Origin of the sequence: Mycobacterium persicum, from assembly GCF_002086915.1 — a bacterium.
Lineage (GTDB): Bacteria > Actinomycetota > Actinomycetes > Mycobacteriales > Mycobacteriaceae > Mycobacterium > Mycobacterium persicum.
The window spans coordinates 1,272,885-1,287,132 of sequence record NZ_MWQA01000001.1 but is presented as its reverse complement, the minus strand read 5'-3'; the positions used below and the strand labels follow the sequence as shown (position 1 = coordinate 1,287,132).

General features: G+C 65.0%; 10 protein-coding genes and 1 tRNA gene. 9 read left to right on the top strand and 2 right to left on the bottom strand.

The features are described 5' to 3' along the window. Nucleotides 1-4: 4 nt before the first annotated feature. The 7 genes from B4U45_RS05710 to B4U45_RS05680 all read left to right on the top strand — a co-directional run bounded on the left by B4U45_RS05710 (nt 5) and on the right by B4U45_RS05680 (nt 8,191). Nucleotides 5-1,978: an acetyl/propionyl/methylcrotonyl-CoA carboxylase subunit alpha gene (locus B4U45_RS05710; protein ID WP_075548474.1), complete on the top strand. Its 1,974-nt coding sequence runs from the start codon at nt 5-7 to the stop codon at nt 1,976-1,978. After that, on the top strand, nt 1,975-3,141 hold the full coding sequence (locus B4U45_RS05705) for an acyl-CoA dehydrogenase family protein (RefSeq protein ID WP_075548398.1): 1,167 nt from the start codon (nt 1,975-1,977) through the stop codon (nt 3,139-3,141). The genes B4U45_RS05710 and B4U45_RS05705 overlap by 4 nt, the downstream gene beginning before the upstream one ends. Beyond that, nucleotides 3,138-3,695, top strand: coding sequence for a MaoC family dehydratase (locus B4U45_RS05700; RefSeq protein ID WP_089024966.1), 558 nt, complete (start codon nt 3,138-3,140; stop codon nt 3,693-3,695). The genes B4U45_RS05705 and B4U45_RS05700 overlap by 4 nt, the downstream gene beginning before the upstream one ends. After that, nucleotides 3,692-4,513, top strand: coding sequence for an HpcH/HpaI aldolase/citrate lyase family protein (locus tag B4U45_RS05695; protein WP_083153192.1), 822 nt, complete (start codon nt 3,692-3,694; stop codon nt 4,511-4,513). Before B4U45_RS05700 ends, B4U45_RS05695 begins: the two co-directional genes overlap by 4 nt. 321 nt (nt 4,514-4,834) lie before the next feature. Next, nucleotides 4,835-5,926, top strand: a complete 1,092-nt coding sequence (pdhA, locus tag B4U45_RS05690) for a pyruvate dehydrogenase (acetyl-transferring) E1 component subunit alpha (RefSeq protein WP_075548394.1) — start codon at nt 4,835-4,837, stop codon at nt 5,924-5,926. A 10-nt stretch (nt 5,927-5,936) separates the two neighbouring features. Continuing rightward, on the top strand, nt 5,937-6,998 hold the full coding sequence (locus tag B4U45_RS05685; RefSeq protein ID WP_075548393.1) for an alpha-ketoacid dehydrogenase subunit beta: 1,062 nt from the start codon (nt 5,937-5,939) through the stop codon (nt 6,996-6,998). Continuing rightward, nucleotides 6,995-8,191 (top strand): dihydrolipoamide acetyltransferase family protein, encoded by a 1,197-nt coding sequence (locus B4U45_RS05680; RefSeq protein ID WP_075548392.1) that lies wholly within the window; start codon nt 6,995-6,997, stop codon nt 8,189-8,191. Before B4U45_RS05685 ends, B4U45_RS05680 begins: the two co-directional genes overlap by 4 nt. A gap of 46 nt (nt 8,192-8,237) precedes the next feature. Here the strand turns inward: B4U45_RS05680 and B4U45_RS05675 are convergent, their stop codons facing one another. Beyond that, a complete protein-coding gene (locus B4U45_RS05675) occupies nt 8,238-9,509 on the bottom strand; it encodes a PPE family protein (protein ID WP_075548391.1) in 1,272 nt (423 codons plus the stop codon). A 1,021-nt stretch (nt 9,510-10,530) separates the two neighbouring features. Here B4U45_RS05675 and B4U45_RS05670 point away from each other — a divergent pair. Beyond that, nucleotides 10,531-12,345, top strand: coding sequence for a PE family protein (locus tag B4U45_RS05670; protein ID WP_338396541.1), 1,815 nt, complete (start codon nt 10,531-10,533; stop codon nt 12,343-12,345). A gap of 231 nt (nt 12,346-12,576) precedes the next feature. On the opposite strand, the gene B4U45_RS05665 is transcribed toward B4U45_RS05670, so the two are convergent. Then, nucleotides 12,577-12,650, bottom strand: a tRNA-Arg gene (locus B4U45_RS05665). Between the two features lie 187 nt (nt 12,651-12,837). Here B4U45_RS05665 and lipQ point away from each other — a divergent pair. Further along, entirely contained in the window at nt 12,838-14,091 is a 1,254-nt protein-coding gene (lipQ, locus tag B4U45_RS05660) for an esterase LipQ (protein ID WP_075548389.1), read from the top strand. Nucleotides 14,092-14,248: the final 157 nt, after the last annotated feature.

Sequence of the window (14,248 nt, the reverse complement as noted above, 5' to 3'; positions counted from 1 at the left end):
CGTGATGTTTGACACGGTATTAGTGGCCAACCGCGGCGAGATCGCGGTGCGGGTGATCAGCACTCTGCGCCGGCTAGGGATCCGCTCGGTGGCGGTCTACAGCGACCCCGACGCCGGCGCGCGGCATGTGCTGGAAGCGGACGAAGCGGTGCGGCTGGGGCCGGCTCCGGCGCGCGACAGCTACCTGGACATCAACAAGGTGCTCGACGCCGCCGCGCGTACCGGATCGCAGGCGATCCACCCCGGTTACGGGTTCCTTTCGGAGAAGGCCGATTTCGCGGCAGCCTGTGAGCGTGCCGGGATCGTTTTCCTCGGGCCGCCGACGCGGGCGATCGAGGTGATGGGTGACAAGATCACCGCCAAGAACGCGGTCGCCGCCTTCGACGTGCCTGTCGTACCCGGCGTTGCCAAGCCGGGGCTCAGCGACGACGACCTGGTGGCGGCGGCCGCCGGGGTCGGCTATCCGGTGCTGATCAAGCCGTCCGCGGGCGGTGGCGGCAAGGGAATGCGGTTGGTCGAGGACCCGGCGCGGCTGCGTGACGCGCTGGTGAGTGCGCGTCGCGAAGCCGGCTCCTCCTTCGGTGACGACACCCTGTTCCTGGAGCGATTCGTATTGCGGCCCAGGCATATCGAGGTGCAGGTGCTTGCCGACACACGCGGCAACGTGGTGCATCTGGGCGAGCGTGAGTGCAGCCTGCAGCGCCGCCATCAGAAGGTCATCGAGGAAGCGCCGTCGGCGCTGCTCGACACGCAGACGCGGGCGCGAATCGGCGCCGCCGCCTGCAACACCGCCCGCAGTGTCGACTACGTCGGCGCCGGAACGGTGGAATTCATCGTCTCCGCCGAGCGTCCCGACGAGTTCTTCTTCATGGAGATGAACACCCGCCTGCAAGTGGAACACCCGGTCACCGAGGCGGTCACCGGGCTGGATCTCGTCGAGTGGCAGCTACGGGTGGCTGCCGGCGAGAAGCTGCCATTTGCACAGGACGACATCGAACTGTCCGGACATGCGATCGAGGCGCGGGTGTACGCCGAGGATCCCGCACGCGGCTTTCTGCCCACCGGCGGGCGGGTGTTGCGGGTGATCGAACCCGCCGGTGCGGGTGTGCGGGTGGACTCGTCGCTGCTGGCGGGCACGGTGGTCGGCAGTGACTACGACCCGATGCTGAGCAAGGTGATCGCGCACGGGGCGGATCGCGAGCAGGCGCTGGCGCGGCTGGACCAGGCGCTGGCGCACACCGCGGTCCTGGGCGTGCAGACCAATGTCGAATTCCTGCGCTTCCTGCTGGCCGACGAGCGGGTGCAGTCCGGGGATTTGGACACCGCACTGCTGGACGAGCGGGTGGCCGACTTTGCGCCGCTGGCGGCGCCCGACGATGTGTTCGCCGCGGGTGGCCTCTACGTGCAATGGGTGTTGGCTCGCCAAGCTGCGGGCGACCTGTGGGCCGCCCCGAGCGGATGGCGAGTGGGCGGCGGTGGTGCCCCGGTGCGAACCGCGATGCAGACTCCGCTGCGTACCGAGACGGTGTCGGTGTGGGGCTTACCGGAGGCGGCCCGGGTGCAGGTCGGCGACGGTGAAATCCTGGGCGCCAGTGTGCAACTCGCGCGGGACCGGATGAGCGTGACGCTGAACGGGGTGCGCCGTGACTACCGATGGGCCGAGGCCGACCGCCACCTCTGGATCGCCGACGAGCGCGGAACCTGGCATATCCGCGAGGCCGAAGAGCGCAAGATTCATCGCGCTGCCGGCGAGCGGCAGGCCGAAGTCGTCAGCCCCATGCCCGGCAACGTCATCGCGGTGCAATCTGCCTCCGGCACCGAGGTTGCCGAGGGCGACGTGGTGGTGGTGGTGGAGGCGATGAAGATGGAACACGCGCTCACCGCACCGGTTTCGGGGCAGTTGGAGGTGCTGGTGTCCGTCGGAGAGCAGGTGAAGGTCGACCAGGTGTTGGCCCGGATCAAGGATCAAGGATCATGACGACGATGATTACCGCGGGGACATTACCCAAGGAATACCAAGACCTCAAAGACACGGTGGCTGACTTCGCGCGCACCGTGGTCGCGCCGGTATCGGCCAAACACGATGAGGAACACAGCTTCCCGTACGAAGTCGTCGCCAAGATGGGTGAGATGGGGCTGTTCGGCCTGCCGTTCCCCGAGGCTTACGGCGGCATGGGCGGCGACTATTTCGCGTTGGCGCTCGCGCTGGAGGAGCTCGGCAAGGTCGACCAGTCGGTGGCCATCACCTTGGAGGCCGCGGTCGGTCTGGGTGCGATGCCGATTTTCCGGTTCGGCACCGAAGAGCAGAAACACAAGTGGTTACCGGATCTGACCGCCGGCCGCGCGCTGGCCGGTTTCGGACTGACCGAGCCCGGTGCGGGCTCCGACGCGGGCAGCACCCGCACCACCGCTCGGCTCGAGGGGGATGAGTGGATCATCAACGGCAGCAAGCAGTTCATCACCAACTCGGGCACCGATATCACCTCGCTGGTCACCGTCACGGCCGTCACCGGAAGCGTGGCGGACGGCAAGAAGGAGATCTCGACGATCATCGTTCCCAGCGGCACACCGGGATTCACCGTCGAGCCGGTCTACAACAAGGTCGGCTGGAACGCGTCGGACACCCACCCGCTGACGTTCACCGATGCCCGCGTGCCGGCCGAAAACCTGCTGGGCGCTCAGGGAACGGGTTATGCCAACTTCTTGTCCATCCTCGACGAGGGCCGTATCGCAATTGCCGCGCTGGCGACCGGGGCGGCGCAGGGCTGCGTCGACGAGAGCGTTAAGTACGCCAAGGAACGTCAGTCGTTCGGCCAGCCTATCGGTTCGTATCAGGCGATCAGCTTCAAGATCGCACGGATGGAAGCGCGGGCCCACGTCGCGCGCACAGCGTACTACGAGGCTGCGGCAAAGATGTTGGCGGGCAAGCCCTTCAAAAAGGAGGCGGCGATCGCCAAGATGGTCTCGTCGGAAGCGGCGATGGACAACGCGCGCGACGCCACCCAGATTCACGGCGGCTACGGCTTCATGAACGAATACCCGGTGGCGCGTCACTACCGCGACAGCAAGGTCCTCGAAATCGGTGAGGGCACCACCGAGGTGCAACTGATGCTGATCGCACGATCACTGGGGCTGTCGTGAGCAGACCTGCCGGCGAGCGTGAACCTGGCGACACCACATCGGCGAGTCGCGTCGCAGAATCCACAGTCGGCGCAACGATAGTCCAGAGAGGCTTGTGGTTCGAAGAGTTCGAGATCGGAACCACCTACCTGCACCGACCCGGACGCACCGTCACCGAGGCAGACAACGTCGTGTTCACCACACTGACGATGAACACCCAATCGCTGCATCTCGACGCGGCCTGGGCGGCGCAGCAGCCGGGGTTTCGCGGTGAGCGGCTGGTGAACTCGATGTTCACCCTCTCGACGATGGTCGGGCTATCGGTGTCACAGCTGACGCTCGGCACCATCGTGGCCAACCTCGGTTTCGCGGAGGTGTCGTTTCCCAAGCCGGTCTTTCACGGCGACACCCTGTACGCCGAGACGGTGTGCACCGGCAAGCGGGAGTCGAAAAGCCGCCCCGGCGAAGGCATTGTCACCCTGGAGCACACCGCACGTAACCAGCACGGCGAGATAGTGGCCCGCGCGGTGCGCACCACGCTGGTCCAGAAACGGCCGGTCGAGGAGGCGCGATGAACCTACGCGCGGCGGGCCCGGGGTGGCTGTTCTGCCCGGCCGACCGCCCGGAGCGCTTCACCAAGGCCGCCGCTGCCGCCGACGTGGTGATCCTCGATCTCGAAGACGGTGTGGCCCAGGCGGAGAAGTCGGCCGCGCGTCAAGCGCTGCGCGACAACCCACTGGACCCCGAACGCACCGTGGTGCGCATCAACGCGGCCGGCACCGATGAGCAGGCCCGTGACTTGGAGGCATTGGGGGCCACCGCGTATCAGACGGTCATGCTGCCCAAGGCCGAGTCGGCGGCACAGGTGGCCGCGCTCGCACCGCGCGACGTCATCGCGCTGGTGGAGACGGCGCGCGGTGCGGTATTTGCCGCCGAGATCGCCGCCGTCGACGGCACCGTGGGAATGATGTGGGGGGCCGAGGACCTGATCGCCACCCTGGGCGGCAGCGCCAGCCGGCGCGCGGACGGCGGCTACCGGGATGTGGCCCGCCACGTGCGGTCAACGATCCTGCTGGCGGCGTCCGCGTTCGGCCGTTTGGCCCTGGATGCCGTGCACCTGGATATCCGCGACATCGAGGGCCTGCGGCAGGAGGCGATCGACGCTGCCGCGGTGGGTTTCGATGCCACAGTGTGCATTCACCCGAGCCAGGTCCCGGTGGTGCGCAAGGCGTATCGACCCAGCGACGAGAAGCTTGACTGGGCGCGGCGAGTGCTGGCCGCCTCGCGAAACGAGCGTGGGGTGTTCGCGTTCGAGGGGCAGATGGTCGACTCACCGGTGCTCAGGCACGCGGAAATGCTGTTGCGGCGGGCGGGGGAATCCGCGCTCGGGTGACGACGGCTTTGCTGTCGGTGGTCCCGGGGCGCGGACGTCGGACCGCGCCCGGCCGCCTCGTCTGGCTAGTTGGGGTGTCCCGACACGTGCGCACCGGCGCCGCCGATCAGCCCGGCGTCTTCGGATTTGGGAGCATAATGGGAGAAGCGCCAGTGTTGCGGCGATCCGAGCCGAATGGTCAGCCAGCCGCTGACTCCGGCTCCATGTAGTGCTGGCTCAGCTTTGCTATTGACCCGCCGCACCACGCGCGCCGACGCGAAGATGCGGCCTGCCCGGCGGGCATCCTCACCATGGCGTGACGGCGTGAGCTGAGGAGGCGGTATGGCTCGCAAGTGTCAGACACCGATGACGGTCGACCTCGAGCCGGTGCAACTCGTTGGCCCGGACGGCACACCGACCGCGGACGAGCATTACAGCCGCGATCTGTCCGCGGAGACGCTGTGCTGGCTCTACGAGATGATGGTGGTCACGCGGGAGCTGGACGACGAGTTCGTCAACCTGCAGCGCCAAGGTGAATTGGCGCTGTTCACACCCTGTCGTGGCCAGGAGGCTGCGCAGGTGGGAGCGGCCGCATGCCTGCGCGCGACCGACTGGTTGTTTCCGCAATACCGTGAATTGGGCGTATACCTGGTGCGTGGCATCCCGCCCGGACACGTGGGCGCCGCATGGCGCGGAAGCTGGCATGGCGGGCTGGAATTCACGAGGAAGTGCTGCGCTCCGATGTCCGTTCCGGTCGGCACCCAGACATTGCACGCCGTCGGCGCCGCGATGGCCGCCCAACGCCTCGGCGAGGACTCGGTGACTGTCGCCTTCCTGGGCGACGGCGCCACCAGCGAGGGCGACGTCCATGAGGCGCTGAATCTCGCCGGTGTATTCGGGGTGCCGTGCCTGTTCTATGTGCAGAACAACCAGTGGGCGATATCGACGCCAGTACGAAAGCAGACGGCTGCTGTTTCCCTCGCGCACAAGGCAATCGGCTATGGCATACCCGGCATCCGAGTGGACGGCAACGATGTGCTGGCGTGCTATGCGGTGATGGCCGAGGCCGCCGCTCGGGCCCGAGCCGGTAACGGTCCCACGCTGATCGAGGCGGTGACCTATCGCCTGGGCCCACACACCACCGCCGACGATCCCACCCGATATCGCGATCAGCAGGATCTGGATCGGTGGCTGGATCTGGACCCGATTCCACGCTTTCGGCGTTACCTGCAGGGCCTGGGGCTGTGGTCGCAGAGCCTCGAGGACCGGGTCGTCGCCCGTTCGAGGGGGCAACGGGCCGAACTGCGCGACGCCGTCTTTGACGCGCCCGATTTCGACGTCGACGAACTCTTCACCGCGGTCTACGCCCACATCACACCGGAGCTTGAAGCGCAGCGCCGGCAGTTGCGCGCCGAATTGGCGCGGACCGAATAGGGAGGCGTCCATGACTCAGATTGCCGATCGCCCAACGCCCTCGGAGGAACGGCTGCCGCTGTCGCGGTTAGCGCAACCGCTGGGGCCGGCACCGCACCCGATCACCATGGTGCAAGCGATCAACCGCGCACTGCACGACGCTATGGTCGCCGACGAGCGGGTCCTGGTCTTCGGTGAGGATGTCGCGACCCAGGGTGGGGTATTCCGGGTGACCGAAGGACTGGCTGAAACATTTGGCGAAGCCCGTTGTTTCGACACACCGTTGGCGGAGTCCGCGGTGATCGGGATCGCCGTGGGGTTGGCGTTGCGTGGGTTTGTGCCGGTACCCGAGATTCAGTTTGACGGCTTCACCTATCCGGCGTTCGACCAGATTGTCAGCCACCTGGCCAAGTATCGCTTCCGCACCCACGGTCAGGTGGACATGCCCGTCACGGTCCGGGTTCCGTCGTTCGGCGGTATCGGCTCGGCCGAACACCATTCGGAGTCCACCGAAACGTATTGGGCCCACACGGCGGGTCTGAAGGTGGTCGTTCCGTCGGATCCGTCGGATGCCTACTGGCTGTTGCGGCATGCTATCGTCTGCCCCGACCCGGTGATGTACTTGGAGCCGAAGCGCCGGTATTGGGCTCGCGGGGTCGTCGATACCAGCCGGCCGGAGGCCCCGATCGGGCAGGCCGTCGTGCGGCGGGCCGGTGGCGATGTCAGTGTGCTGACCTACGGCGGCTTGGTGGCTACGGCGCTTGCCGCCGCGGATACTGCTGAGCAGCAACGAGGTTGGAATCTCGAGATCGTCGATTTGCGTTCGTTGGTGCCGTTGGACTTCGCCACGATCGCCGAATCGATCAGCCGGACGGGCCGGTGTGTGGTGATGCACGAGGGGCCGCGAAATGTGGGCTATGGTGCGGAGCTGGCCGCTCGTATCCAGGAAGAGTTGTTCTACGACTTGGAGGCTCCGGTGCTGCGTGCCTGCGGCTTCGATACGCCGTATCCACCGGCACGTCTGGAGAAGGCGTGGCTTCCCGGCCCGGATCGGTTGCTGGACTGCGTGGAGCGGGTTTTGGGGCAGCCATGAACCCCGAACCGCAGCGGATCAAGGACTTTCTGGTTCCCGACCTTGGGGAGGGACTCGACGAAGTCACGGTGACGTCCTGGAACGTCTCGGTCGGTGAGGATGTGCAGCTCAACCAGACCCTGTGCTCGGTAGAGACTGCCAAGGCGCAGGTCGAGATCCCCAGCCCGTTCGCCGGGCGGATCGTCGAGATCGGTGGCGCCGAAGGCGATGTCCTTCACGTGGGCGCGATGTTGGTGCGCATCGATACCGCACCGGATCGGGTCATGGCAGCAGCAATGGTTGGCGATGCTGAGGCTGGCGCACCGACGCTGGTGGGGTATGGGACCGACGCGGATTTCGACCGCAGTAGACGAGGCGCTCGGCCGCGCGCGGTGCCGTCGGCTCGCATGTTGGCCAAGGAATTAGGGGTTGATCTGGCCGCACTGCAGCGCGGGCCGGACGTCGCCCGCGTGATCACCCGCGCGGACGTGCTCGCCGCAGCTCATGTGTCGGGGATTGATACCGACGTGCGACCGGTGCGCGGTGTGCAGGCCCGGATGGCACAGCGAATGATTTCGTCTCACAAGGAAATCCCCGATGCGTCAGCCAGCGTGCAGGTTGACTGCAGCGGTTTGTTGCAGCTGTCAGAGACCCTTCGCGGCCGCTGTGGGGGAGACGTCACGCCATTCGTGCTGTCACTGCGGTTTGTCGTTATCGCGTTGACCCATAACATGATTCTCAATTCGACGTGGGTTGACTCGGATTCCGGGCCGCAGGTGCATGGCTACCGTCGTGTGCATTTGGGGTTTGCCGTGGCAACCGAGCGGGGACTGTTGGTTCCGGTCATCACTGACGCGCAACGTCTGACCACCCGCGGATTTGCTTGCCGCACAGCCGAATTGATTAGCGGTGCGCGTGAAGGCACGCTCACCCCGGCCGAGTTGACTGGTTCGACGTTTACCGTGTCGAACTTCGGGGCGTTGGGCGTCGACGACGGTGTGCCGGTGATCAACCACCCCGAAGCGGCCATCTTGGGGATGGGAGCCATCAAGACGCGGCCGGTGGTCGTCGACAACGACATCGTCGCTCGCCCGACGATGACGTTGACATGCGTTTTCGACCACCGCGTGGCGGACGGCGCCCAGGTGGCCCAATTCCTGTGCGAACTACGTGACCTGATCGAGTCGCCGGCGACGGCTTTGTTGGACCTGTAACGACAAGTCAGGGTGCGCGTTGTTTCATCATCGAAGCCAAATTGGCTCAGCAAATCACATTCGGATTCCAACACCCCGGCAACATCGGCGCTTGCGGCGGCTCGCCCAACCCGCCACCTCCAACCGTTGCCCAGCCAGCAGCCTGCGTAACGACCGCCTTGGAGGCGGTTCCGGCAAAACCCAACGTGCCGACACCCCGCTCAGAAGCCGTCGGCAGCGGTCCCGGAGAATCTCCCAACACCGAGACCACACGCGCTTCCGGCAACGTCGCTGACGCGACCGCCGTCGGCGCCACGCCGCCGATGGCCGCACCCGTCACACTCCCGAGAATGGCACCCGACGTGGTGCTCGCGTTCGTAGCGACTCCTGCAGCCGACACTGTCGCCCCTGCCGCCAGCGGACTCGCCAGCGTCGAAATAATCCCAACGCTTAGGTGGGTAATCCAGTAGATCACCGCGTTTGCGATGTCGTAGCCCAGCACAAAGGGAATCATCATGAAGCCGAGCGCCATGACACCGATTGCAAACCACGTGTAACTTAAATACTGCAAAATGTTACCGACAAAAGCCGAATAGCCAAGCAATCCCGCTAAGAAGGCGGCAAATAACCATAACGGCGATAGAATTATCACCGCAATCACGAAGAGCGTAAAAAAAGGCACACCGATAATCTCTATCAACATTGTTTCCACCAAGCCCCACAGCAAAGTCCATAGTGGAAACGGGTCGTTGGCGAGAGCCTGACCGATCGTCGCGACGTCGCTGGTCTCGCCGGTGCCGGATTTGATGATCACGGGTGCCGGCGGGGTACGAGGCGCCGTGGTCAACACTGCGGTACTCGACCCCTCATAGACACTCATCGTGGTAGCGGCCTGGATCCACATCCGCGCGTAATCGGCCTCGTTCAGCGCGATCGAAATCGTATTGATGCCGAAGAAATTCGTCGTGACCAGCACAGCATGGGCCGCGTGGTTGGCAGCCAATTCGCCCAAAGTAGGCATCGCGGCCAACGCCGTAGCGTAGGCCCCGGCCGCAGACTCGTGGGCAGCGGAAGCGGCGGCACTATCGGCACTGGCCCGCATCAACCACGCCACGTACGGTGCATAGGCAGCCAGGCATATCTCGGAACTGGGCCCCTGCCAGGCCTCCGCCTGAATGGCGCCCAATGCAGTCGAGAGCTCATGAGCCACTGATGCATACTCTGCACTCAGCGACGACCACCCCGCGGCAGCCGCCACCATCGAACTCGGACCTGGACCGGCGCTCAGCAACGCCGAGTGCACCTCCGGTGGCGAGGCCAACCAGATGGGCGCGGTCATGACAAACCGCCATGAACCCCGCCGCCGGCCAGTGCCCACTCGTCGTTGGCGGCGTCACTGGCCGACCGGGCCAAGCCTGCGGCGTTGTGGGGTGTCGCCCTCGTTGCTACGGTGGCGACGGCAGCGGCCCAAGGCTCCGGCGGCTGATCCGGCCTATGAGGTGCTGTCCTTGTCACAGTGCGCGACGACGCTCGCCGGGGTGATTCCGTGCCCGTGAGTGCCAGCGCTCCGATCGCCACCCAGGACATGCATATGCGGCGCCGCGATCTGGGCGCTCGGGTGGCGACCAAGGTTGGATCGACGTCAATCGCGGCGACTGGGGTGCCGGTGTTGAGGCTCTGGTCTTCTAGACGGTCGTCGAGAAACATGTGCTCGCAACCTTTCGGTAGGACTGCGGTCACCCGGGCGCGAGTGCGTCGCGAGCTACCCATCCGATACATATGACTGGGTGACAATACAAACGAATGGTTATCTGCACCCATGATGAGCGGCTGGAACGCAGCGCAACCATCCCCCGAACGGAGGAAATTCAAACCCCCCAGACGGGGGGGTCGCACGTCCGCTGACAGGGGGACATCGGAGCCCTTGCGAGCAAGGGTCGGAAACGAGCAAAGCCCAGGAATGCTGACGGGTTTTGGTCGTGCCCATGCTGCTGGTTGTCGCGTTGACTCGCAACATTATTCTCGGCTCAGCCTGACTACCGGCGGATTAGCTTGCCGGACAAATCAATTGACTATCGCGGTCCGTCGAGGCCACGCGCATTATGGCTAAGCTGCGACGTCGCGTGGGGAGACCTCGCTCACCGTCGGATCGTCCCGGCACGGCGCCGGTAGACGGGCCTCGTCGGCACTGAGTGCCTACCTGCCTGCGCGACCAGCGCATTTCATGATTGACGAATCGTTCCCGAAGGGGCGGCGGGCACCGTTGGTGGCGAAATGTCCGTCACAGTCGATTCACCCCTGGGATCAGCAACGCGTCAAGCTCTTGGGCCCGCGCGATGGGCGATGGAGTCTATCAACGGATGCGAGCGGGTTTCCACGCCGAGGCCTCGAGTACGCGGGTAGTCGGAGGAAGCATGTCCCTCGTGACCACGACGCCGGCACTGTTGACCTCCGCGGCAACGGATTTGACCGCTCTTGGGTCGAGCGTCGATGCGGCCAACGTCGCCGCGGCGGCCGCAACCATTGGGGTGCTAGCCCCAGCGGCCGACGAGGTATCGACGGCGATCGCCGAGCTGTTGAGCGCGCACGCTCGAAGCTATCAAGCCGTGACCGCGCAAGCCGCGACGTTTCTCGAGGAATTCGTGGAATCGCTGACTGCGGGTGCTCGGGCCTACACATGTGCTGAGGCGGACATTGCGTCGTCGCTGCAGGATCTAGTCAGCGAAGCGAATGCGTCCACCCAGGCGTTCGGGCACTCGCTGGTCGACGGCGGCTCCGGCGTGGCGGCTCTCGGCGGCAGTGCGGCGACGTCGATACCCAAGGTGGCGGCTGCTCTTGCGCAAGATATAGCGCTGATTATGGGCGGAAGTGGGACCCCGATCCCTGGTCAAAGCTATCTCGACAGCGTTTATGAGGCCTTCATCAAACCGCATACGCCGGGGGCGGTTCCCCAGAGCCTCGCCACCCCGGCAGCGCTATATCCGTACACCGGCGTCATGGACCTGATGTTTGACACGTCGGTGTCTCGTGGCGTCGCGATCCTGCACCAGGCGATTACTCAGCAGATCGGCGCCGGAAATCACGTCACCGTATTCGGGTACTCGCAGAGTGCCACCATATCGTCGTTGGAAATGCGGGCCTTGGCCGTCCTGGGGCCGAACGCGCCGACGCCAGATCAGCTGTCTTTCGTGCTGTTCGGGAACCCCAACAGTCCCAACGGCGGCCTCTTTTCACGCTTCGCCGGGTTATTCGTGCCGAGCATTGGACTGACATTCAGCGACGCAACCCCGGCCGATCTCTACCCAACCGCCGTATACACCGTCGAATACGACGGAATTGCCGATTTCCCACGATATCCGCTCAATTTGCTAGCCGACCTCAACGCCTTAGCCGGTATCTACTATCTGCATGGCACCATCCCGAGTCTCACCCCTGAGCAGCTCAGCGGCGCGATCCTACTACCGACCGACGGCCCGACGATGACCAGCTACTACTTGGTTCGAACCCCTGACCTCCCGCTCTTGTACCCGCTGCGATCAATCCCGTTCATCGGGAACCCGCTGGCTGACCTGCTCCAGCCCAACTTGACTACGCTGGTGAACCTGGGTTACGGGGACCCGCGTTATGGCTATTCGACCACGCCGGCGAACGTGCCGACTCCGTTCGGACTGTTTCCCGACGTCAGCCCGCTGACCGTGCTCGACCTCCTCGTTGCCGGGACGCATCAGGGCATTGCCGATGCCGCGCACGAGCTGGCGTCGGCAGGTTTGCCATACCTTTCCCTATCGGGCGCGGTCGATGCGATGACGTTCAATTTTCCTGCCGGGACGCCCGGCGGCTTCCTGACGTATATCGACCTCGCCGAATTGCAGGCAGCGAATATCCATATTGCTGACACTCTCGGCAGGATGGCCGCTACCGGCTACGCAACGTTTCGTGCTACGGCCGACATGACGAGCGCCCTGGCGATCACGCTCCCGGCGTATAACCTCAACTTTTTCTTCGACGGGATTGAGCAATTCGCCGCCGGCGACCCTTTCGGGCTGGTTAACGCGGTTGGCTACCCCTTAGCGGCAAGCACCGGACTGTTCGTGCTCGGCGCCGGTGTCGAACTATTGGTCCTTGTGGATGCGACCGAGACGATCGCTTCCGAGTTCTCGGGGTCCGCGGCATGAGTGGTCGAGCCGCTTCGGGACCGCCGGTGGACACCCGATGGCGCTGCTTGGCCAACTGCGATTCGGGAAGGCCGCGTCGCGTTGGCAAACAGCGCATCTGCCTGGCAACCGGCGTCGCCGGTCTGAGCCGAGATCGACAGCAAACGAAAATCACCGGAGGTGCACGATGGGGTCGAGCCGACCACCAACTCAAGTCACGCCTGACACAAAAACAACAAGGGTCACAGCCAGTGCCCCCGGCACGACTCGAACGTGCGACCTAGGGATTAGAAGGCCCTTGCTCTATCCACCTGAGCTACGGAGGCAATGCGCAGGTCAGTCTATCCAAACCTGGATTCAAGATCAGTCCCGGCGACACGACGGATCCGAAAAGTCTTCCGCTACGCCGAAAATCGGTTATGGTGTGAGCCTCGACACACGTACAACACCGGCCGGTAAGCGGCCGTTAACCGCAACGACGCGTGTGCCCGACGTCGAGGGGTGGGCTTTGTTATGTGCATGGCCAGTGTGACTTCGCGGTGCTCACGTGCTGGTGCCGAGGCGCTGCGGCAGGGAGCACAGCTCGCGGCAGACGCCAAAGACACCATTCGGTCCGGTGCCGTGTTGCTTCGGGGTTCGCCGTTTGCGCTCGGCTGGGTCGCGGGTTGGGTGTCCACAGAGTTTCCCCTGCACGTATTGACCGGGCATGCGCTGTCTCGGGTGACGCCCCCGGCGATCGGCCGATTCGGCACCGCCTGGGCGGCGCAGCGAGCGGACCTAGCGCTCACCGCGGCGCTCGAGGAGTCTTTTGGTCCGGACTTCCGTGACTTGGTGTCGCACCCGAGCGGGGATCCTTCCGCGTTCACCCGGCGGGGCAGCCTGCTGCCGTCGGGGCCTCGCCGCCGCTACGCGGCCCAGACCTCCGACATTTCCTACGGCCCAGGTGGTCGGGCGCATCTGCTCGACATCTGGCGGCGTCCCGACCTGGCGCCGGGGCGCCGTGCGCCGGTGCTGATCCAGGTTCCCGGGGGTGCGTGGACCGTCAACGGCAAACGCCCGCAGGCGTACACGTTGATGAGCCGGATGGTGGAACTGGGTTGGATCTGCGTGTCGATCAACTACAGCAAAAGCCCACGCTGCAGTTTCCCCGCACACGTCATCGACGTCAAAAGGGCCATCGCCTGGGTCCGCGAGAACATCGGTGACTACGGTGGCGACTCCGACTTCATCGCCCTCACGGGCGGGTCAGCCGGCGCGCACCTGGCTTCCTTGGCGGCGCTCACTCCCAACGACCCGAGGTTTCAGCCCGGGTTCGAACATGCCGACACGACGGTTCAGGCGGTGGCACCGTATTACGGGGTATACGACTTCACCGACTTCGACAACATGCACGAGATGATGCTGCCGTTCCTCGAGCATTTCGTGATGAAGACCCGGTATTCCCAAGACCCGGAGCGCTTTACCTCGGCTTCACCGATTTCCTATGTGCACCGGGACGCGCCTCCGTTCTTCGTGCTGCACGGTGACAAAGATCCGCTGGCGCCGTGCGCGCAAGCACGGGCCTTCTGTGCGGCATTGCGCGGAGCGGGAGCCGGCACGGTGGCCTACGCCGAGCTCGCCAATGCCCACCACGCTTTCGACATCACCCCGACGGTCCGATCCCGGCTGGCGGCCAATGCCGTCGCTGATTTCCTCGGGGTCGTGTACGGTCGGCGGGCCAGCTCGATGCTGAGCACGTTGGCCCTGCAGGCGACTCCGGCCAGCTGAACTCACCGGCGCGAGCCGAACTCGTGCGCCACAAGAGGTCGCGCCGTGCGGGTCTCCGGGCACCCGAGCCGAGGTGTGGATCCTCACTTTCACCGCCGCTGCGACCGGACTAGCGTTGTGTCTGCATTTCGGTTGACGGTCTGACGCAGGAGGCTTG

Bases quoted from the DNA above. Each gene is read 5' to 3' on its own strand.
- B4U45_RS05710 (WP_075548474.1), top strand. From the start codon at position 5: ATGTTTGACACGGTATTAGTGGCCAACCGCGGCGAGATCGCGGTGCGG.
- B4U45_RS05705 (WP_075548398.1), top strand. From the start codon at position 1,975: ATGACGACGATGATTACCGCGGGGACATTACCCAAGGAATACCAAGAC.
- B4U45_RS05695 (WP_083153192.1), top strand. From the start codon at position 3,692: ATGAACCTACGCGCGGCGGGCCCGGGGTGGCTGTTCTGCCCGGCCGAC.
- pdhA (WP_075548394.1), top strand. From the start codon at position 4,835: ATGGCTCGCAAGTGTCAGACACCGATGACGGTCGACCTCGAGCCGGTG.
- B4U45_RS05685 (WP_075548393.1), top strand. From the start codon at position 5,937: ATGACTCAGATTGCCGATCGCCCAACGCCCTCGGAGGAACGGCTGCCG.
- B4U45_RS05680 (WP_075548392.1), top strand. From the start codon at position 6,995: ATGAACCCCGAACCGCAGCGGATCAAGGACTTTCTGGTTCCCGACCTT.
- B4U45_RS05675 (WP_075548391.1), bottom strand. From the start codon at position 9,509: ATGACCGCGCCCATCTGGTTGGCCTCGCCACCGGAGGTGCACTCGGCG.
- B4U45_RS05670 (WP_338396541.1), top strand. From the start codon at position 10,531: ATGCGAGCGGGTTTCCACGCCGAGGCCTCGAGTACGCGGGTAGTCGGA.
- lipQ (WP_075548389.1), top strand. From the start codon at position 12,838: ATGTGCATGGCCAGTGTGACTTCGCGGTGCTCACGTGCTGGTGCCGAG.